This window comes from Dehalococcoidia bacterium, from assembly GCA_035528575.1.
In the GTDB taxonomy this organism is placed as follows: Bacteria; Chloroflexota; Dehalococcoidia; order E44-bin15; family E44-bin15; genus DATKYK01.
Genome location: DATKYK010000024.1, coordinates 81,469 through 102,735 on the forward strand (window position 1 = coordinate 81,469; position 21,267 = coordinate 102,735).

General features: G+C 48.6%; 19 protein-coding genes. 13 read left to right on the forward strand and 6 right to left on the reverse strand.

Features of this window, described 5'->3' with window-relative positions:
• Positions 1-94: 94 nt before the first annotated feature.
• Positions 95-934 carry a lysophospholipase gene (locus tag VMX96_05835; protein HUU63422.1) on the reverse strand — a complete coding sequence of 280 codons (840 nt, stop codon included), beginning with the start codon at positions 932-934 and terminating at the stop codon, positions 95-97.
• Positions 935-1,331: 397 nt separating this feature from the next.
• Here VMX96_05835 and VMX96_05840 point away from each other — a divergent pair, with 397 nt between their 5' ends.
• The 11 genes from VMX96_05840 to VMX96_05890 all read left to right on the forward strand — a co-directional run bounded on the left by VMX96_05840 (position 1,332) and on the right by VMX96_05890 (position 13,616).
• Positions 1,332-1,736 carry an SCP2 sterol-binding domain-containing protein gene (locus VMX96_05840; GenBank protein ID HUU63423.1) on the forward strand — a complete coding sequence of 135 codons (405 nt, stop codon included), beginning with the start codon at positions 1,332-1,334 and terminating at the stop codon, positions 1,734-1,736.
• A gap of 23 nt (positions 1,737-1,759) precedes the next feature.
• On the forward strand, positions 1,760-2,986 hold the full coding sequence (locus tag VMX96_05845; protein HUU63424.1) for a M24 family metallopeptidase: 1,227 nt from the start codon (positions 1,760-1,762) through the stop codon (positions 2,984-2,986).
• 493 nt (positions 2,987-3,479) lie between these two features.
• Positions 3,480-4,280 (forward strand): methyltetrahydrofolate cobalamin methyltransferase, encoded by an 801-nt coding sequence (locus VMX96_05850; GenBank protein HUU63425.1) that lies wholly within the window; start codon positions 3,480-3,482, stop codon positions 4,278-4,280.
• Between the two features lie 37 nt (positions 4,281-4,317).
• Entirely contained in the window at positions 4,318-4,956 is a 639-nt protein-coding gene (locus tag VMX96_05855; GenBank protein ID HUU63426.1) for a corrinoid protein, read from the forward strand.
• Positions 4,957-4,997: 41 nt separating this feature from the next.
• The gene (locus VMX96_05860) at positions 4,998-6,434 is read left to right on the forward strand and encodes a trimethylamine methyltransferase family protein (GenBank protein ID HUU63427.1); all 1,437 of its coding nucleotides are present in this window, start codon (positions 4,998-5,000) and stop codon (positions 6,432-6,434) included.
• A 14-nt stretch (positions 6,435-6,448) separates the two neighbouring features.
• Positions 6,449-7,885 carry a trimethylamine methyltransferase family protein gene (locus VMX96_05865; GenBank protein ID HUU63428.1) on the forward strand — a complete coding sequence of 479 codons (1,437 nt, stop codon included), beginning with the start codon at positions 6,449-6,451 and terminating at the stop codon, positions 7,883-7,885.
• 1 nt (position 7,886) lies between these two features.
• Positions 7,887-8,492, forward strand: coding sequence for a DUF1638 domain-containing protein (locus VMX96_05870; protein ID HUU63429.1), 606 nt, complete (start codon positions 7,887-7,889; stop codon positions 8,490-8,492).
• Positions 8,493-8,564: 72 nt separating this feature from the next.
• On the forward strand, positions 8,565-10,493 hold the full coding sequence (locus tag VMX96_05875; GenBank protein ID HUU63430.1) for an ASKHA domain-containing protein: 1,929 nt from the start codon (positions 8,565-8,567) through the stop codon (positions 10,491-10,493).
• Between the two features lie 168 nt (positions 10,494-10,661).
• On the forward strand, positions 10,662-11,105 hold the full coding sequence (locus tag VMX96_05880) for a CBS domain-containing protein (protein HUU63431.1): 444 nt from the start codon (positions 10,662-10,664) through the stop codon (positions 11,103-11,105).
• Positions 11,095-12,801, forward strand: coding sequence for a 2-oxoacid:acceptor oxidoreductase subunit alpha (locus VMX96_05885; GenBank protein ID HUU63432.1), 1,707 nt, complete (start codon positions 11,095-11,097; stop codon positions 12,799-12,801). The genes VMX96_05880 and VMX96_05885 overlap by 11 nt, the downstream gene beginning before the upstream one ends.
• On the forward strand, positions 12,798-13,616 hold the full coding sequence (locus tag VMX96_05890) for a thiamine pyrophosphate-dependent enzyme (GenBank protein ID HUU63433.1): 819 nt from the start codon (positions 12,798-12,800) through the stop codon (positions 13,614-13,616). The genes VMX96_05885 and VMX96_05890 overlap by 4 nt, the downstream gene beginning before the upstream one ends.
• A gap of 339 nt (positions 13,617-13,955) precedes the next feature.
• Here VMX96_05890 and VMX96_05895 read toward each other — a convergent pair whose 3' ends face one another.
• Together VMX96_05895 and VMX96_05900 are read right to left on the reverse strand one after the other, a co-directional pair.
• Entirely contained in the window at positions 13,956-14,504 is a 549-nt protein-coding gene (locus VMX96_05895; GenBank protein ID HUU63434.1) for a hypothetical protein, read from the reverse strand.
• A gap of 93 nt (positions 14,505-14,597) precedes the next feature.
• Entirely contained in the window at positions 14,598-14,978 is a 381-nt protein-coding gene (locus VMX96_05900) for a hypothetical protein (GenBank protein HUU63435.1), read from the reverse strand.
• 600 nt (positions 14,979-15,578) lie between these two features.
• Here VMX96_05900 and VMX96_05905 point away from each other — a divergent pair.
• Complete coding sequence (locus tag VMX96_05905; protein HUU63436.1) at positions 15,579-16,463, forward strand: DUF5655 domain-containing protein; 885 nt, start codon at positions 15,579-15,581, stop codon at positions 16,461-16,463.
• A gap of 865 nt (positions 16,464-17,328) precedes the next feature.
• On the opposite strand, the gene VMX96_05910 is transcribed toward VMX96_05905, so the two are convergent.
• Positions 17,329-18,024 (reverse strand): PIG-L deacetylase family protein, encoded by a 696-nt coding sequence (locus VMX96_05910; protein HUU63437.1) that lies wholly within the window; start codon positions 18,022-18,024, stop codon positions 17,329-17,331.
• Between the two features lie 98 nt (positions 18,025-18,122).
• Here VMX96_05910 and VMX96_05915 point away from each other — a divergent pair, with 98 nt between their 5' ends.
• Positions 18,123-19,031 carry a GNAT family N-acetyltransferase gene (locus tag VMX96_05915; protein HUU63438.1) on the forward strand — a complete coding sequence of 303 codons (909 nt, stop codon included), beginning with the start codon at positions 18,123-18,125 and terminating at the stop codon, positions 19,029-19,031.
• Here VMX96_05915 and VMX96_05920 read toward each other — a convergent pair.
• Positions 18,999-20,219, reverse strand: coding sequence for a glycosyltransferase (locus VMX96_05920; protein ID HUU63439.1), 1,221 nt, complete (start codon positions 20,217-20,219; stop codon positions 18,999-19,001). The genes VMX96_05915 and VMX96_05920 overlap by 33 nt on opposite strands.
• A gap of 4 nt (positions 20,220-20,223) precedes the next feature.
• Positions 20,224-21,204 (reverse strand): GNAT family N-acetyltransferase, encoded by a 981-nt coding sequence (locus VMX96_05925; protein HUU63440.1) that lies wholly within the window; start codon positions 21,202-21,204, stop codon positions 20,224-20,226.
• Positions 21,205-21,267: the final 63 nt, after the last annotated feature.

The window sequence follows — 21,267 nt, forward strand, 5'->3', positions numbered from 1 at the left end:
CCATGACTTAGGAAGTATTTACCTGAGCCGGTAATGTAGCATATTATATGAGCTTATATATCAGTCTGCTGACCATTCAGGGTTTTGGGCCAGTTCAAATTCGAGTATCTAGCCACGCTCCCATGTCGGCCAGCACCTGCTTGTGCCCCGGCTCGTTGAAAATCTCGTGGTAGAAACCCTCATAGAGCTTAAGTGTCTTGTCCTTCGAGCTAACCCGCTCGTACAACAGTTGGCTACCATCAGGATCACACAGGCGATCAGCGGTCCCATGCATAATCAATATGGGTATGTTAATCTGCGACATCTCAGACGGTAGCTCTTGTAACGTATTAAGCATCTCTGCGCCAAAGCGGCATGTGATCTTACCCCGGTAGACCAGCGGGTCATTTATGTATGCATCCACGACAGCCCTATCCTGGCTAATGGCAGAGGCGTCAAGAACCATCACACCCACCTTTGGAGTTAAAATGGACATTAATCGAGCCAGTGGAATCAGCGCAGATGACAGGCTTTGGCCAGGCTTAACACCCACTCCAGAAAGGATGAGCCCGGCCAGATCCTGTTGATGAGTGCCCGTAGCCGTATAGGCAGTGGCTACCGTAGCTCCCATGCTGTGGCCAACAAGGAAAATCTTCGTGTCAGCATATTCATTTTTTACTATTCGGATAAATGTTTCGAGGTCATCCAGATAGTCTGAGAACCGCTCAACGTAGCCCCGCCTGCCCTCTGACATGCCATGACCTCGATGGTCGTGGGCATAGATAGCATAGCCCTTTGGTACGAGGTGATCGACCAGGTTTGTATATCGCCCGCTGTGCTCGGCCCAGCCGTGCACCACCAGCAAGATCGACTTCGCTTCCGTCTCCGGCAACCAGCACCGATAGTAAAGGGTAAGTCCTCTGCACCCTGAGAACCTACCTTCTGTATGCTCCATACCTATGGCCTCTATCACGATATAAAGGTTCTGGCGATTTCCCCATGACCGCGCTTCTCCCCCCTGTCGCCGTCCGCCAAACTTTAGCAGCTTCCGCCTTGGTTATCAAGTTAACGTTACCTGACGGCTACTATCAACATCAGTCGCCATTCTGGAGGTTATATGAATGTGTTAAAGGCTTTGAATATTTAACATTATGTAAACAGTTAGCAACCGATATATTTGCATATCACATACGTTCTGAATCGAGACCCGACAGCATTGAAGAAGTTCATAGTAGTGAACAGTGACAATTTCGCTTTCCCTTGTGATAAAATAGCGCCTGGACATATGCCTATATTTCACGCTATTTCATCGTGACACGGGAGAGTGTTTGGTTGTATAGGGAGGAATAGTTATGGGAGCGGAGAAGTACAAGTACTTAAGTCCGGAGTGGGCAGAGGAAGTCTGCAGGCGTGTCAACGAGAAACTTAGCCCAGAGCGGATGAAGCATATCACCTCATCCATGTTGACAGTAAATACCAGTTGCCCTGATGGAAAGGACCGGGCAGTCTACTACGAGATTGTCGATGGTGTTGTAACCGATGTTTCTATCAGGGAGGGTGAATTGACCCGGGCTGAGTTTACCATTACCGCAGATTACGAGCTATTTGCCAGGATTTCTCGGGGAGAGCTCAAGGCGAGGGCAGCGCTTATGTCTGGAAAGATGAAACTCAAAGGACCCCTGGTAAAAGCGCTGCGATTGTCACCGCTTGTTGACCGGCTGAACGAGGTGATAGCCACCATACCCACAGAGTATTGAAGCAGTAACACGCGGAGGGAGCAATGCCTAAGAAGACCACACCCAACAACGACCCATATTATATCGACTTCGCCAAGAGGATCAAGGATATCCAGGCGGAGATGGCCAACGAGGGAATTGATGTCTATTTGGGATCGAGGCTGAGAACCCTATCCTGGACCCTGGGTGCTTTTTGCCCCTGGCGCTCATACGTGGTGATCCCACCGGAGGGCCTGCCCATAGCCTTAACCTTCGTTATCGATGCCTCCAGGGTAGCCGATGACTCCTGGCTGGATGAGGAGCATGTTATCGGATACGGCCCTATGGGGGGTCAGGACCAGATTACCCTGCTGTCCAGCCTGATAGAGCCGCATCTCAGCAGCAATGGCGGAGTGATTGGCATTGAAAGCGGTATGGGCACCTATCTCCCCGAGGGGCATATCACCCAGTATGAGTATGAATGCTTGAAGGGTGCCCTTCCGGAGGCCCGGTTTCGTAATATCCACGACATCGTAGACCGGCTATCACTGATTAAAGACGAAGGAACTATCAATCGCTTCAGGGAAGCATCCCGCATCGTTGATACCGGGCATCAGGAGGTTTACAAAGCCATAAAAGACGGCGGCTACAAAGGAATGACGGAGACCGAGATTGCCGGACTGGCCGCATATGCAATGAGGAAGTCCGGGAGTGAATGGGAATGGTCTTTCACCGGTGGCAACGAAATTGCCTCCGGGTACCGTACCGGACTGGCAGCAGGAGCCTGTACCCCCGCATCGAGAAGGAATCTCCAGCCGGGGGAACCACTGACGGTTGACCTGCACGCTATGTTTAAGCTGGCACTGGGCGACCATGCGCATAACTACCTGCTGGCACCAGTAACCAAGCGCCAGAAATGGCATGCCCGGAACTTCGTTGACCTGGTAAACCTTTGCCTTGCGACCTACCGCCCGGGCATAAGTCCATCTGCACTCGCCGATGAGATGCTCGATTTCTGCGAGGAACGGGGGTTTGCTGATTACATGGTGCCCGGCTTCGAGCACGGGATCGGGATGGCAGGAGATGAATGGCGTATCGGCCTCAACGATGGCCCGTTTCCCTATTGGACCAACCCGGACCACAGGTATCAGTCTGGGGAAATGATTATTTGTGCCATGCAATATGCCTGCCCAGAGGAAAACATTGGGTTCCGTTATGAGAACCCAATCCTCATAACAGCAACCGGCTGCGAGATAATGTCGAAGTACCCGCTGGCAGTCGAGGAAATCTAGACCAACATCTAATGTCTATTCCTACCACTTCTGCTGTTCAGATAACGTGGTGCCCTCTCTTTATTAACAAGAACGCCACCGGTTACGATTTCATATTTCGAATTTCAACCCTAAAAAGAAAGGTTGTATACTAATTACTAATATCTTAACAAGTTCAAATTTCTAATTTCCAAATTACACACCACTTTCTCTTCCTTTACCTTAGTGTGCATCTGGCAAATTGAAAGGCAGGGCCTAACACAAGCACTATGGCGATTCCTGCTATTCTCATTGCATAACTCCGGCCATCTGTAGTAACATGGATACTCCTTTTATCTTTGCCTGTATATATGGGGGCGGTTATCATCCAGCCTGACGGAACCGATATGGACACTCCCAAGAGTAAACATCTGGATTTGTTACAGGACGCGATTCGTGCTATTCTAGTATAGTAAAGAGCCGCTATCTATCTCCAGTATTACTCCTTGTTATTCTTAAGAAGAGAGGACAAACGGTGATCATCGTTGGAGAGAAGATCAACACCAGCAGGAAGAGCATCGCGGGAGCTGTTAGGAAACGGGACACCGCATTTATCACCAGGGTGGCCCGGGATCAGGCCAAAGCCGGGGCACATTACATCGATGTCAACGCCGGCACTTTTCTGGATCAAGAGGCTGATTGCCTCTGCTGGCTGGTCAAGACAGTACAAAGTGAAGTGGACCTGCCCCTGTGCCTGGACAGTCCAAATCCCAAGGCTCTTTCTGAAGCGATCAAATGCCACAGGGGCGAACCGATGATAAATTCCATCTCACTGGAAGAGGCCCGCTTTCAAAACGTCCTTCCTATAATCACTTCTCAGCCCTGCCACGTGGTTGCCCTCTGTATGTCAAAAACGTTTATGCCCACCACCGTGGAAGAGAGAGTCCAGGTCGGCGAGGAGCTTATAGGTAAGCTCACCGATGAGGGGATTCCCCTTGAGAGGATTTATGTGGACCCGCTGGTGCAGCCGGTTGCTGTGGAGACTCACATGGGCATCGCCACTCTGGGAGCCATCAGCAAAATCATGAACCAATTTCCCGGCGTTAATACCGTCTGTGGACTCTCCAATGTCTCTTTCGGCCTTCCCGAACGCCGCCTGATCAACCGCAACTTCCTGGCCCTTTGTATATCCTATGGTCTGTCTGCCGCCATTTTAGACCCTACCGACAAGCAGCTCATGGCAACCCTGCTGGCAGTTGAGATGCTTCTGGGCCGGGATGAATACTGCGAAAACTTCATTAACGCCTACCAAAGTGGTCTTATTAGCGGAGGATAAATTATACTTAAACGAAACTTATCTAAGGAGGCTGAAAATGGGTGAATACAAGACACTCATGGAATCTATAATCAAGGGAGATATGAAGGCTGCTGCGGCGGAGACTCAGAGCTCTCTGGATGCCGGCGACAGTGCTCGGAGCATCCTCGATAACGGGCTAATTACCGCCATGGACGAGGTGGGCGAGAGATATAGTAAGGGGCTTATATTCGTCCCCCAGATGCTGCGCTCCGCAAAGACAATGCAGGAGTGCATGAAAGTGCTCCAGCCTTTCTTTAAGGAAGGTGATGTCATCTCCAAGGGGAAGGTGCTGATCGGGACCGTCAAGGGCGACCTGCATGACATCGGCAAGAACCTGGTTTCCATGATGCTGGAGGGCGCCGGATTCACCATCACCGACCTGGGTGTAGATGTCTCCCCCGATAGCTTTGTCCAGAAGGCGAAAGAGGTCGAGCCGGACATCGTTGCCATGTCGGCATTGCTCTCCACCACCATGCCATCGATGCCTAAGACTATCGATGCACTAAAGAAAGCCGGTATCAGGGCTAAAGTTAAGATTATGATTGGGGGAGCACCGGTTACTGATAAGTACGCCCATGAGATCAAGGCAGACTCTTACGCATCCGATGCCGGTTCGGCCGTAAGCAAAGCCAAAGACCTGCTGGGCATTTCTTGAAGATTTTTGTAATTGTTACCTTCATAAAGGAGTAAAAACCGATGGATGTTCCCACCTTTCAACCACGGCTCAAGGTCTTGAACCGTGAACAGGCGATGGCAATCCACGCTGCCGCTCTAGAGATCCTGGAAAAGACCGGATTCAAGATGGAGCACCCCGGCGCACTGGAAATGCTCGCCGATGCCGGCTGCCAGATTTCCGCCGATTGGGTTAAGCTGCCCGCTTATATCTTTGAACAGGCCCTGAGTTCAGCCCCCAAACAGATCGACCTGTATGACCAGAAGGGGAACAAAACGATGCCACTCGCGGACGGTAATACTTTCTATGGCACCGGTTCAGACGCTACCTTCACTCTGGATTTGGAAACCGGCGAGCGTCGCCGGACGGTCCTGAAAGATGCTACCAATTTCGCCAGGCTGGTGGACGGGCTGGAGAATATGGCTTTTGCCATGTCCATGGCCAACCCCGAGGATGTCCCAGTCGAGGATATTTACCTTTATGTCTTTGCCGAGATGGTCAAAAACACCAACAAGCCCATAGTATTCATCGCCGATAGTGGCCGAGACCTCGCCAAGATTTACGACATCGCCTGCCGGGTGGTGGGTGGTGAAACTAAGCTCCAAGAGAAGCCGTTTTTACTCAATTACTCAGAGGCCATCAGCCCCCTGCGCTTTCCCCAGAACGTTATGGAAAAGCTCATTTTCTGTGCTAAAAAAAAGATACCTATTTGCCTTCCCTCCGGATCTAATGCCGGAGGCGGAGCCCCGGTCACACTTGCCGGAGCCATGGCTTTAGGTATAGCGGAAAACCTGGTAGGACTCGTCGTACATCAGCTAGCTGGCAAAGGCTCCCCATTCCTCTTTGGCCCCAACGTCAGCGTTCTGGATATGAAGTCCACCGTGGTATCATATGGTTGCCCCGAGTGGAGCCTCACACAGGCCGCCCTTGCCGACATGCGCGATGAAATCTATGGGCTGCCCATCTGGGCTTTTGCCGGGGCTTCGGATGCTAAAATCATGGATGCACAGGCAGGGGCCGAAGCCATGTTTTCTATCATAAGTGCCATGCTTTCTCGAGCCAATCTAATCCACGATGTTGGTTTCCTAGAATACGGGAGTACCTCCTCGCTGGAGATGATTACCATGGCTGACGAACTTGTTGCCATGAGCCGCTTTTTCACCCGGGGAATTCCTGTAAGTGAGCAAACCCTTGCCCTAGAGGTAATAGAAAGGGTGACAAGCGGGGGTCCCGGCTCCATCTTCCTCATGGACGATCACACCTTTGAACATTTCATGCAGGCTCAGTTTCTGCCCAAGCTTCTGGACCGCTCCCGCTATGATTCCTGGGTAGAGGCAGGAGCAATGGACCTGTATAAGCGTTGCAATATCGAGGTCAAAAGGATCCTCTCAGAACATCAAGTGGAGCCTAAAACCGATGAAGTATTAGGAGGAATCGATCGCATCTTATACGGGCGATGATGTGGATAGCAACTATGGGAACAAGTTTGCCATCATTCCAGCCGCTTACCCTTGAAGATGTGAAGCAGATCGACCGGACGGGACGCCGGATACTGGAACGCGTCGGGATCAGGGTTAATGATAATACCTTTCTCAACGTAATGAAGAAGGCAGGGGCCCGGGTCGATTATGACAACCAGAGGGTTCGCTTTGAGCAGGACTGGCTTGATGGGTTCTTAAGGCAGGCCCCCTCCCGCTTTACCCTGTACTCTCGAGACGGCAGGAACGACCTTCACCTGGGGGAAGGCAACGTCTACTTCGCCAACGGGGGGCGGGTATTCCGCATTCTCGATATGGCAACCGGCGGCTACCGTCTCACCATGTTGAGGGATGTAGCAAACACCGCCGCCCTGGTGGATCACCTGGATAATATTCATTCATATATAATCTCCTGCCAGGCACATGATGTAAAACCGGTAAACTACCACCTGCTCGATTTCTATAACGCTTTCAACCATACCACCAAGCACGTAATGGGGGGTTGCGATGATTTGCACGGCACCAAGCAGATGTGGAAACTTGCTAGTATCATCGCCGGGGGAGAGACCAAACTCCGCGAGAAGCCCTTCGTTTCTGTGATTACCAATACTATAAGTCCCCTCTCCATTGATTCCAACACATTAAGAATTCTCAATTTCTGCACCACCCACGGCATTCCCGCAACCTGTGCGCCAGCACCAATGGCTGGTGCTACCTCGCCCGCTACCCTAGCAGGGACCCTTTCCCAAATGCATGCAGAATCGCTCGCCGGTGTGGCCATCACCCAGGTACTCTCTCCCGGAGCCCATGTTCTCTATGGCGCTGTGCCTATGGCAATGGATTTACGCACCATGGAACTAACCATTGGCTCTGCAGAAATGGGTTTGATGAACGCTGCTGCGGTCCAACTGGCAAAGCTTTATAACCTGCCCATTTACGCCTCGGGCGGAATCACCGAGGCCAAAAGGCCCGACATCCAGGCTGGCTTTGAGAAGCATTTTTCCAATTTGACAGTGGCCCTGACAGGAGCAGACTACATTCACCTAGCAGCCGGAATGCTGGATTCGGGTAATTCAATCTCTTATGAACAATATGTAATCGATAACGAGATTATCGGCATGATCCGCCGCATACTAGCGGGTATTAAGGTGAACCAAGATACTATGGGCTTCGATGTTATAGAGAAAGTGGGACCCGGCGGGGACTTCGTAACCGAAGACCACACCATCGATCATATGATGGACGAATTCTTCTATCCTAATCTAAGTGTGCGGTGTAACCTGGATATCTGGGAGGAAAGGGGCCGACCGGATATGTTGAGCCGGGCCCATGACCTGGTACAAACCATCCTGGAGGAGCACCAGGAAGGGCTTCTGGACCTGGATTTGATCTCAGAGATAAAAAAGGCCTTTCCCGGTAGCCGACTTCTATAGCATGAAAATAACGAAGATTTCCCATAAAACCTCAATCATCACACGCATTATTACCTGTGCCGTCTTCAAGCCAGCTATGGAGCATCTCCAGCTTGATTACAGATACCCCCATCTACGCTCGACCTATTTACCCTCCAATCTTCATCTGAGGCCACAATATCTAAAGGAACGCCTGAATAAAAAGATCGCTTCCGCCCAAAAAAGGAATGAGAAGATCATATGCCTCTATGGGAATTGTTTCCCTGGTATCGAAGTCTTCTGCCAACAGCACGGCGCTATCAAAGTGCCCGGGCATTACTGCTATGAAATGCTTCTCGGCAGTGAGCGATTCCGTCAGCTCATTGAAGAGATCGCAGGCACCTATTTCCTTGAGAAAGACCTTATCCTTAACTTCGAGGAGTATTGCATTAAACCGCTTGAGCTTCATGATGAGGAGATGCGAAAATGTTGTTTTGAACACTACCAGAGATTGCTCTATGTTCGGCAGCCCTCGGACCCGGATCTGGCGCCCAGGGCAAGCGAAATAGCTGAATTCCTGTCGCTATTTCTGGAGACTAGCGATGCGGATTATTCGTCTCTGGAAAAGAAACTCATCGAGATAATCTAGCGTGTACTTATTAAAGATCGAAGCCTTATGATTGTACTTAAAAAAGATCGCCAACCTAAGTGAGCAGTGAATATGGAAAAGACTCAGAATAAAAAACTGGTTAAGGAAAAGCGACCTGCTATTACACCCGCTCCATCCAGGAAACAAAAAATAGCGTATATCTGGTTAAACGTCTTACCTGATGACCTCTGGCTTAAGGTTCGTCAGGGTGAGACCGTCTGGAATGCATTGCAGGAGGCGGATATAGAGCTAGCTGGAGAGTGCGGCGGACTGGGAAAATGCGGCAAATGTAAAATTAGAGTCATCTCAGCGATAGGTCCGCCATCCAATGAGGAAGAAGAGCTCCTTGATGATGAAGAGCTTGCACAAGGAATCCGCCTCGCCTGCCGCACCCAGGTGAACAAGGACTTAGTAATCCACACAGGGGAAGCTGTCTCTAACGCAGAATCTTATCAGATTCTCAAGTCAGGCCACCGGCCCTTTTTACATCCATTGCCACTTATCACCAAACGTCTGGTTACCTTGCCTCCCGAACTCCAGAATGAGGGGCTTTCAGATTTGGATATGATCAAAATGGCAATGGGTCCCGAATATGACGACATGGGAGCCTCGCTCCATTGTCTACGCACATTACCGCGGATGTTAGCAGAAACCGATTTCCACGGAGCAGCAGTGCTTCATGGAAACCACTTGATTGCTTGGCAGAGCTGGGAGGAAGTGGACTGTCACTTTGGGTTGGTCTTCGACCTGGGCACCAGTACACTGGTAGGCAAGCTAATCAACTTAGCAGACGGGGTTGAAGCTTCCGTTGTTTCATTGCTCAATAGTCAGATGAAGTATGGCACAAACGTAATAAGTCGTCTTCATTACATAATAGATCACACATACGGACTGAAAAGGTTTCATAATCTTCTCATCAACGATCTGAATATGATTACAGCACGCCTTTTAAGAACTGCTGGGCTCGAAAGAGACGACATCTTTATTGCCGTCGCAGCGGGTAACACTACTATGCAGCATTTACTGCTGAACCTGAACCCTTCACGGATTGCCGAGGCACCTTTCTCCCCGGTTTTAACCGACGGTCTGGTTTTGAAAGCAGCGGAGGTTGGCCTACAATTACATCCCGAGGCCCTATTCTACGTTATGCCCACGAGATCCGGTTACATTGGCGGTGATTTGATCAGTGTCATTCTTGCCTCGGGCGCTTGGGAGCAGGAAGATGAAGTCATACTCGGGCTGGACCTTGGCACCAATGGAGAAATCTTCCTGGGAAATCGCAATAGACTGATGACGTGCTCAGCTGCTGCTGGTCCCGCCTTAGAGGGTGCCAGAATTTCCCACGGAATGATCGCCAAGGCCGGGGCGATTGAAGCTGTTAGGCTGGATGAAGGTAATCTTAATTATCAGGTCATTGGCAATATCACTCCCAAAGGCATCTGTGGGAGTGGATTAGTTGGATTGGTCGCCCTGCTCCTAGATTTAGGCATCATAGATCATGAGGGCCTCATTCGCCGGCACGAGGAAGGAGAAGCCGAGGGCTTGAGTTCAAGAGTAATCCATCACTCCGGGGTCAATCATTTTCTAATCGCCTCGGCAGATGAAGGCTACGAACAAAAGCCTATCTACCTCACTCAAAAAGACGTCCGCGAGCTTCAGCTCGCCAAGGCGGCTATTGCTGCCGGCATAAAAACCTTAATGGATGAAATGAGTATCGAAACTAAGGACATCCAGCGTGTGTACCTGGCAGGTGCCCTTGGAAATTATGTCGACCCTTACAGCGCGGTGCGCATTGGCCTAATTCCCGGGTTCGATCCCGACTTAATCACATCTCTCGGCAACGCTGCTAGCACGGGGGCTTCCATGGTACTCTTATCCAAGAATTACTGGCAAATGGCTAACCAGCTTTCGAACTCCATTGAGCATATCGAGCTGTCCACCCGTCTCGACTTCAACCACTATTTTATCCAACATATGGATTTTCCTGAAGAGGCAACTTGAGAGCGTAGTACCGCTTCCAAGGCTCTAACCGTAACAGAGAAAAACAGGAAGGAGGGTGCTATGAATTACATTAGTATAGATTACCGCAAGCAGTATTCCAACATGGTAGTTAAAGAGGTCGGAGGCAAGGTGGATCGAAGGTTCACAGTGAATAACAGCTAGGAGGAATTGAAGATTCGCCGCGAAGAGCTAGCTGATGTGATGAAGATAGTCAGGGTAAAAGAGGTAATGACCCGCGATTTCCCCACAATTTCTTCCATCATGGCACTGAAGGAAGTAACTAACCTGGCTCGCAACACAGGTCATCATGGTTTCCCCATTCTTGACGATGAGGGGCGTCTGTTTGGCGTGGTTACACTGGCAGACCTAGAACGTTCAATACAGAGTGGGAATACTGACCGTCCGGTAGGCGAAGTTGCCACTCAAGCACCAATAGTAGCTTACCCGGACCAAACCCTTTATGAGGTATTACAGGCTAGCGAGAAAGATTACGGGCGTATACCCGTCGTTGATCCCCAGGACCCGGGTCGCTTGCTTGGAGTTTTACGCCGTCATGATATTGTAAGGGCCTACCGTAGCAGGGTAGCACAAAAGCAGACGGATGAGAGATAGTTTAACCATCGGAATCGTGGGCGCTGGCGGCGATGGAGTAGTGGTGCTGGGCAGCCTGCTGCAAAGGCTTGCTGCCTGGCAAGGGTACTTCAGCCAGATGCCCCGCTATTATGGAGCCCAGATCAGGGGTGGAGGCTCAGCGGTAAAACTAGGTCTCGATGGTAGATGTCTCTCCCTACCCGAAGACAGTCTGGATATCTTGGTATGTTTTAACTGGGAAAAATATCTGGAGTTTGAGCACGAGCTGGAACTAAAAGGAGAAAGCCTGGTACTTTTCGAAAATAATCCCTCAACCGAATTCAATTTACCTGAGACTTCCTATCAGGTCGATTTTTCCAAGAGAAGTCACGAGGTAACCGGCTCCACCATAGATAAAAATATCGTGGCGCTCGGCGTATTACTTAGAATACTGGCCCTTGACGAAGACCAGGTGAAGATAGCGATTGATGAGGATGAAGAGCTGAAACTATTGAAGCAGAATATACCGGCTCTCGAAGCGGGAGGGCAACTATTTACCGATTTCTCTTTTCCCGAGCTACGATTATCACCAGCACGGGATAATTCCACCAAGCTGATTATGCATGGTAATGCCGCCATGGCGCGAGCAGCGATCCGTGCCGGTTGCCGGGTATTCTTTGGCTATCCCATCACACCGGCAGCAGAAATTATGAATGAAATGCAGCTGGAGCTCTCCCTTGGAAAGGGTGTTTTTCTTCAGGCGGAGGATGAAATCGCTTCATCCGGGATGGCTCTCGGGGCTTCACTAACCGGTGCAAAAGCAATGACCGCCACCAGCGGTCCAGGATTTGACCTCATGACCGAGATGCTGGGCTTAGCCACAGCCGCTGAGATACCGTTGGTGATTATCGATGTTCAGCGTTGTGGACCGTCCACGGGAATACCCTCCAGGTCCGAGCAATCAGACCTCAACCATGCCATCTACGGTGGTCATGGTGACGCCCCAAGGGTAGTTATTGCTCCCTACGACATGGAGGGATGTTACCGCTTAGCTATAGAGAGCATCAACATCGCCCAGCAATTTCAGACACCGGTTATTCTCCTCTCCGACCAGTATCTAGGACAAACCTTTATTTCCACAAGCGATGAGTTTTTAAGAAAATACTACCCCGCCGAGAGCGCAAAACGTGCCACAAACACCCTTGATGAATATTATCGCTATAGATTAACCGAGGACTCTATTTCACCCATGGCAGATGTTGGTAGTGAAGGACTGGCATATCAAACCACTGGCCTGGCTCACAACGAGAAGGGCGAACCATCTTTCGATTTCGAGACCAATCAAATAATGCACCTAAAAAGGTGGAGCAAGCTCATACCACTCTGCCACCGGGATGAGCTGGTAAAGGTTTTAGGAAAAGAAGAATCAAGCAGGGGAGTAATAACCTGGGGCTCCTCCGCCCAGGTGGTTCTGGAAACAGTTAAAGACCTGGGACTACAGGACACGATTAAGATATGCATTCCCGAGCTAATTCACCCCCTACCGGAGAGAGTCAAGGGGTTCATAAAATCGACAGAGAAAATGCTGGTGATAGAGATGAATTACTCTGGGCAACTTCATCGTTACCTCCGCTCTCAACTAGATTTACCCAAGTCAACCGAAATTTACGCCAGAGCCGGCGGTCAAACCTTCCGGCGGAAAGAGCTGGCTGGTCCCATAACGGAGTTAACCAGGTGAGGAAAACCGCTGACTACAGGACAAAATTGAAGCCCGTCTGGTGCCGGGGCTGCGGTAATTTCGGCATACTTAGCGCCCTCACCAGAATAGTGCTGCCTGACCTTGGGATACCCAAACATAAAACTCTCATTGTTTCCGGTATCGGTTGTTCATCAAGGATCCCCGCTTATGTTGACAGTTACGGCATCAATGCTCTCCACGGGCGGGCGGTGCCAATTGCACAGGGAGCAAAACTGGCCAGTCCTGAACTAACAGTGCTAGCTATAGGCGGGGATGGTGATTTATTCAGTATTGGAGCAGGACATCTTCCCCATGTGGTAAGGAGGAACATCGATATAACCTGTATCATGGTCAATAACTTTGTGTACGCCCTGACCAAAGGCCAGATCAGCCCTACCACTCCTCATCTGGAAAGGGGTGAAAGTCCGTTTCTATCCTGGCAACTCTATCCGCCAGTAGACCCAATGCTAGATATGCTAAGCTACAATGTTTCCACGCTGTCAAGCTTTATTGCCCAGGGAATTGCTACCAATGTCCCCCATCTCGCCGGGCTAATAGGTGAAGGGATTAAACACAAAGGGTTTTCCTTCATCCTCGTGCTGACTCCCTGTGCTACCTTCGATCCTCCGTTTCTATTCAGCCTACTGAAAGAGAGAGCAAGCTACCTGAGAGAGGGAGAACCGGTGGAGTTGCCAGATTCGTCAAAAGAGAAGCCATGGCTCCACGATCCCGACAACATCAATCTAGCCCTGAGGCTCGCTGAGAGCCCCTTATTGGAAAAGCCATATTTGGGAGTTTTTTTCCGCGGTAGATAAGACCGGGTAAACTAGACCCAAAATCCCGCTTCCTGTTGTAATTAACCACATCTTTGACTATTCCCCACCATATTAAAAGCTCGACAAGCTTAATCCTCGTCTATCTAGTTTTTTCATCTGGAGAATTTGCGCCATAGGAATGCTAAAAAGAATCGCATGGCAAACTTAGCCTAGGGTATGGCTCTAAACTGCCAACTCGTGTGTGATTGGAGCAGCGGATTGATGGACTGATATCTCGATGACTATACTTTTACTACCCATTTACTACTGCCTGCCCTCATCATTGAGCCTAACATCCCTGCGACTCTTTAAACTTCAACCAATGTCATAGAGATTAGTTTAAAGAGTAAAAGTATCCCATATCCTCCACCTCCCTATAGCAACGGGAAAGGCCAATAGAGTGATAATAATTAAGAAGACACCTCCCTGCCATTTTTCGTCAAATAGGATTACTGTACCGATAATAGTGAGACAAATGAGTAAAACTAATACTAGCGAACGGTACCTATGGGACGCTTGACTAACAAAAACCAATAGAATTACTGCGAACCACGCTAACCCAATCCAGAATAAAGAATGAAATATAATGCCCTCAACTTCTGAAAAGCCTCCTATCCAACTAATAATGAAAGCTAATAAGAATATTTCTAATGATATCAGTGATACTCTTGTTCTGTAGCGCCAATTATTTAACCAATTTGCGAAATGATAACACAGAACAGCCGACATGAGGATTATTGCAAATGATAATGCAATCCATGCCAACACTATACTGTAAATATCCAGTTCGCCACGTGCCAGTAACGTAGCTCCTATTCCAAACCAGAGGATGCCAACTCCTAGTGGACTAAAGCGTTCTCGTTCCTGTTTCGTTAGTTCATCATCCATTTCATAAACACCAACGCCATAATTTATTAATTCTAATCTTTATAGTTCGAGCTTATCATAGTAACGGTCAATACTTCGGTTGTTCTAGTGGCGTTATTTATTATGAGGTTGCATAGATTGTCTTACTAGCTCATCGACAGTCTGGGCACCTTTAGGTATCACTATCCAATCATTAAGGTGTTTGGGATATGCATGATCTGATTTTGGATACGCTACTTGGAAGTTTCCACCGTAGTAATTTGCTCCTGTAAATTGCCATTCTAATTTCTCAAGTTCTTTAATACTATTTAAGAAGGATTTACTTGATTTAACGTCAATTAACCAGACTGGTGTTCGATTTTCCTTACTGGGATACAGTATAAGAAAATCCGCATTCACTTGAGGAGCTACACGCTTGCCATCTACTATAAGCAACCTCGGAACAACTTCAAAAATTGGTACAATTTCCAAATCGATGGGGCCTTCCTGTGGCATTTCCATCCATCCCTGTAGAACAAACCAAGTGCCCTGTCTATATAAGCAAACCTGCTTTATTACACAGTAATAAAATAAGGCCTCATAAAACACACCATTCAGTCTCGGGAAGTGCTGCTTCAAATTGGGATTATTTACTATCTCGTTCCAGCGCTTTCGTAGTTCGCTGTAGATATTATCACCCTTACCATTTTGTACTAGCTGGTTAGACCAGTCTACCAACTCAAATTAATGTTTAATATAACCGAATAGCATTACCTTCAAGTAGTTATAACAATCCCAGAACTTCCCTAAGCCTGATTTTGGCATTCTCTTATCATTCGCAAATTCCCACATGATCTTCACTAATCGTCTATATAACTTGAAATCGGGATTTCTCTGGGACTATTATAGCACTCTACAAATAGAATCATAATTTAATAGGCCTCGAAGTTCGTATTAGGTTTTGCAATTAGCTAGGCTAACCACGTCACGCAGGCTACCCGATAATGGGTGGCCCCTTCTCTTTTAACCACAGCATTGACAGCCAAAGCTATAAGAAGTATTATCACACCCGCAAGCAACGCTCAATGTTGATAAACTCTAAAAGGAGTTAATTGGATGCCACTGTTTAACATTGACCAGGGAAAAGCCAAAACTATTCAGACGAAGGAATTTTCTAACGAAGCAGAACTTCAAACACTATTCGATAAGAATCTAGAAGAGATTACAGGTGTTCGTCTGATAGCGAGCCAATTCCCCATTCCCAATGGGCGTATAGATAGTTTGGGTATAGATGAGCACAATGTTCCCGTCGTAATTGAATACAAGTGGGGTCACGACCCTGGAGCGATAATACAAGGTTTATTCTATCTACAGTGGCTAACACAAAACCGCAAAACATACGAGCTATTGGCAAAAGAGAAATTTGGACCTATAAAAGTCAACTGGTCCTCTGCGCCAAGGCTATTGATAATAGCAAAGAGTTATGACATTAAAGAGTTGTCTGCAACTGATATGGTATTACCTTCAGTAGAACTTATGAGGTATTCTTTCTATGGGAATCTCCTCAGCATTGAAGATGTTACAGTACCTAGAAAAATAAAGCTCCCCAAAGGGGCAGAACCACCAAAAGAAGAGGTAGTAGAGAAAACTATTGAGGATATTATCGAGAAAGCTTCGCCCGAATTGAAAGGTATATTTTATGAGTTACGCAATAGAATCTTGGAACTTGGCGATGAAGTCCGTGAAAAAGTCGGTGGTTGGTACATTGATTATCGAAAAACCTCTACATTCGCTACGATATTACCTCAGTCTAAGAATAATCGACTTGTTATTTACATCAAAATGGGCGATAAGAGAATTGGAGACCCTAAAAGATGGTCATCACAGATCCCTACAAGTTGGAGATATGGCAAATTAAATACTCAATTTAATATTATCCAGGAAGACCAGCTCAACTATGCGATGCAATTAATACGACAAGCATACGAATATGTCCCCTAGTGTAATACCCCCATAAAAATGGTGTACTTCAGATACATAGTTACTATTAGACCAAATTTCACCCCAATGGCGCCCTGTAAAACCTCAAGCTATCCTCAAATGTAACCGACCTGGCATATCGCTGCACCATCTCCAGGCCTTAAACACGATTTATCCCAACTTCTCTCTATAATGCGTAAGGCAATCCTCAAAGCTTATAGATGCCGTGTATCTCTGCACCATCTGTAGGGATTCCCAACCACCAAGCCTTGCTAAACCTTTTCTATGAAGTCTACAGGCAAAGCCCCTTCTGAAGCTGTGAGGGTTATAACGAATCCCTGTTTTATCTTCGAGCCTGCGGAGGAGCATTTTAATCACTCGTTAGTAAACAAACTTACCATTTCCTAGCTGAGGTCGACTTAAGAATTGGTTAATACCTTCGGGGTTTAAACTGTAGCTGTAAGCGAAATTAGTGAGGCAATACTCATAAAGCTGTTTGGTGCTTTGTCTTAGTTGTGATTCCTTTGAGCAGAGGAATTTGTTAACAATTTCTGTTAACAGTGGATAACTATTTTGTATTTGATTTCTGGAGCGGGTGATGGGATTCGAACCCACGACCCCTTGCTTGGGAATTACCGGGGGCAGTTCACAAACGTAGATTGAGGAAAAATCCCCGTTTCAATACCCTGCCTTGGTGTCTCTCTGGCTCCTATATACTGACTAGTCAATGAGTCACCACCAAGACCCTCGACTAAGGATATTCTATGACTTAACGGCATTTTACACAATATGTGTGATGTCTGTGTGATGTAAACCCGCATCACCCCTCCACCCTTTCCACCACCTCTTGTGTCCTGCGTAGCCAGTAGGATAGCTTACCGCGGCCCTAGTATAGTAATTCGACCCTGCGGAATGCCTCTGCTACTGGAACCCCTTGGTTTTGCCCTATCTTTGAATCCCTCTCCTCGATTCGCTGCTTTAACATCTCGGCATGTTGGCCTATCTGACTGACGTGGCAGCTAAGAGCAGCCAGCTTGATAGAGAAGGTTTCGCCGATGTCGATAAAGGTATCAGGCTCCTCCGAACCCCAGAAGTAGATCTCACTTACCCTGTGCGGTGTCAGCCCCTCAGCTATATGCTCTGGATAGGATAGGTGATCGCGGGCGTAGGGGAAGATGGCATCCATTGTGACAGTCCCGGTAATACGATGGTCCCGGTGCCACCAGTATTTACGGTAGGGGTCAGTTGTTAGCACGACATCGGGACGATGCTTTCTAATTAGTCGCACCATTTCCCCTCGAAAAGCGGGGGTATCTTCCAAACCTCCATCAGGGTAGCCGAGAAATATAACTTCGCTTACACCTAGTATTTTGGCGGCTTCCATCTGCTCCTGCTGCCTGATTTTAGCCAGGGTCTCCGAGGTCATATTTGGATCTGAGCTCCCTTTGTCGCCGTTGGTGCAGACGACATAGAATACCTCTCGCCCTTGCTTAACCCAGGAGGCTATGGTTCCCCCAGCACCGATCTCTGCGTCATCGGGATGAGGGCTGACTACCATCACTTTGATCACCGATACTTCCATTGAGGAACTTCCTCCCCAGACGTTCTTCCGGATTGTATCACAGCAATCCATAAGCTACAATGAAACAGACTACTGTTTGAACCGATAAAGGCAGATAATTGTTTACTATCCGCAACTTCCATACCCATGACCTAATCCCCTATGTTCAGCTAGTCAACGAGATAGATGAGGTAGATGGGTTAGGTAAATCTACCTCTGTGGCACAATTCAAGCAGCGCCTGGAGCAACCGGGGTATAACTGGGATGAGGACTTGATTCTCGCAGAAATAGATAGCCTTATAGTTGGCTATGCCGATATGGTGCGTGAACTGGAAATCGGCAGGGTAATCCTCGACATTGCCGTTAGATCGACATACCGTGGTCGGGGGATAGGCAGCAGGCTACTAGAAAGTGATATAGATCATGGCCGCAAGCTGGGGGCGAAGGTTATCCATATCCCTATAGCTCAAGGGGTGCAGCCTGGTGAGCACTTCGTTCGAAAAAGAGGCTTTCGAGTGACGCGTCGTCACTGGCAGATGAGCCTAACCGAATATGGAGTAGGAGCGCTCCAGATTCCAAGCGGCTTCGAGCTTCGCCACTTCCGCCCTGGTGATGAGGAAAGCCTGTGCTTGCTTCAGAACCGCGTATTCACAGGTAGCTGGGGATTTCGCCCTAATACAGTAGAAGAGATCCGTTACCTTGTAAACACAGGTTGGTGTCGTCCTGATGGTATCCTGTTTATCTGTGAGGGCCAAAGCAAGGTGGGCTATTGCTGGATGATGGATCACCCTATCGATAAGAAAAAGGGATACATACGAATGATGGGTATCAATCCCATTTATCGAGATCAAGGGTTGGGTAAAGCGATACTAGTGGCTGGAATCAAGCATCTTAAGAAATGCGGAAAGAAGGAGCTAGAGCTTCTGGTGGATAGCAGGAACCAAAGCGCCAAGCGCCTTTACCAGTCTGTGGGATTCCAAAAAAAGGGGGTAACGCTATGGTATCAAAGGAACCTTTGTGGTTATTAGCTCTTCATAGACGCCGAGAACCTGACGTGCCACTATAGACCAAGCATAATCAATTACTGACGGGCGTGCCGCATTTCCCATCCGCCGCCTGAGCTCTTTGTCGCCCAGTAGCCATTCCAAGCGCTGGGCAAAGACCTCACTCGAGAACTCGTCAATGAGATATCCTGCCTCCCCATCCTTGATAATTGTCGCCAGGCCACCCACTCTCGGGGCTACCACCGGTGTGCCGCAAGCCAAAGCCTCAACAGCCACTAGACTAAAGCTCTCATAATATGAGGCAATAACGCAGGCATGGGCAGCATTGTAAAATATTGGCATTTTTTCATGCTCCACCGCACCCCAAAAGATAACCCTTCCTTCAATTCCCAGCTTACTGGCCAGGGAACGCAGACGCACCAATTCGCCATCGCTATCTGAATCTCCTCCCACGATGAGAAAACGCAGGTCTTTATTGTCCTCAAGGCGTGCCATGGCACGTAGAAGGGTATCGATTCCCTTGAAGGGCTCGATCCTGCCCACGTAAAGTAGGATATTGGAGTGTTCTGAAAGACCCAGCTCGCATAGCACCTTTTCTTTATCCATGGGTTGAAAAAGCCCAAGGTCAACTCCACAAGGGATGACCTTGACATTGTCAGGCTGTGCGCCATAGATAGATATCAGGTTATCCTTCTCATCGGGGCTAACGGCGATTATACAGTCTGCTGTCGCTATTGCCTTTCTTTCCGCTTTGATGCGCAGCTCTGGCTCCATTTCAGCAGGCCGAGCCCGATTCTTAACTTCCCCTAACGTATGGAATGTGGCAACGTGCGGTATCATGAGTTGAGCCTGGAGTTGCTCCGCCGCCAACGCCGAGAGCCAGTAGTGACTGTGCAACAGGTCGTATACTAAACCTTCGCTCTCTATATAACGGATGAGATTCATGGAGAACTGGGGAAGAATATTATAGATATCCGTCTTCAATATATCCTCCTGCTCACCAGCCGCTATATGGATGAGACGAGCCTTCTCGCCTATCTCCACCACCTCAGACTCACTGTCGTCATGCCAGCGGGTGAATATATCCACCTCCACTCCCAGCCTCCCCAGTTCCTGGCTGAGCTCTCGTATGTAAAGGTGCATACCTCCAGTATCCTTGCCTCCCAAAGGCCTCAGCGGGCAGCGGTTAACACATATCTTTGCGATTCGCATAGAGTCAGCCCCTCGAAATCAAACAGCGATATAAAGGCACATCCTGGCCACCGAGGTCATATTTATAGGGCTCGGCACCCCGGAGAAAATCGAAGCGCTTCTTTCCCTCAGAGATGCCCTCTTTGATACAGAATACTTTGACTATCAAGCCCACGCTATAGGAAGCATAGTCTCGATTGTACCCACTGTTATATAGATAAAGCTCATTCTCATAGTCGAAGCATAGTGCAGAGGCCACTGGAATCCCTCCTAACTCGAGGAAGGACAATCTGATGTGGCCTTCCTCTGATAAAGAGTGTGCCATTGTTTCAAAGAAGCCCCTCCTCTGGTCGGACATGAACCCCGCCTTAGCATCTCCGCTTATTTTAAACAACTCAAAGAAACCCTCCAAAGCCTGGCGCAGCTGCTCTTGTTTAAGGATAGTATAGAAACGGGCCGACTTCGCTCGTTCGAGGCGCCGCAGCTTGCGTCTGAGCTCGTGGCGATCTTTCCTCTCCAGCTGAGATAGGTACTTCTCCCAGCTTGAAGGAAGGAAAACCTGAGGGCTGACATCTTCCTTCGTCACCTCGACCAGATAGTTCCTCTGTTTCGCCAGGAAGGCAAAATAGCGCAGGGCGAGTGAGTTGGGAAGCAATGACCGGAGATCGATAACGTTCCAATTCATGGGTTCAAGATAATCCAAGAGCTGCGAAAAAACGGTGTCTTCCTCATCTCGTCGAACTATGAAATCCATGTAGTCGCAAACATCACTACTGCCGATGAAGGATATATTCTCACCATGGCGCATCAAGGGAACGATACCAATAAGCTCTGTATCCCGCTTCACCGAGAGGAGCAATAGTTCGCTCCCGTTGCCAAAGGCCTGCCACCATGCCCTCTGCCATTGGGGTATTAGAAAGATATGATTTGTGGCGCAAGCCGCCAGAAGCTCGCGCCACGTCTTTTCCAAATCGGTGAAACTCTCCAGCACAATGGAATAGCCCATCGCCCTTCGAGTATAGCATCTCTACACTTTTATGCCAATTAGCTTTTTGACAGTATGGCCTTT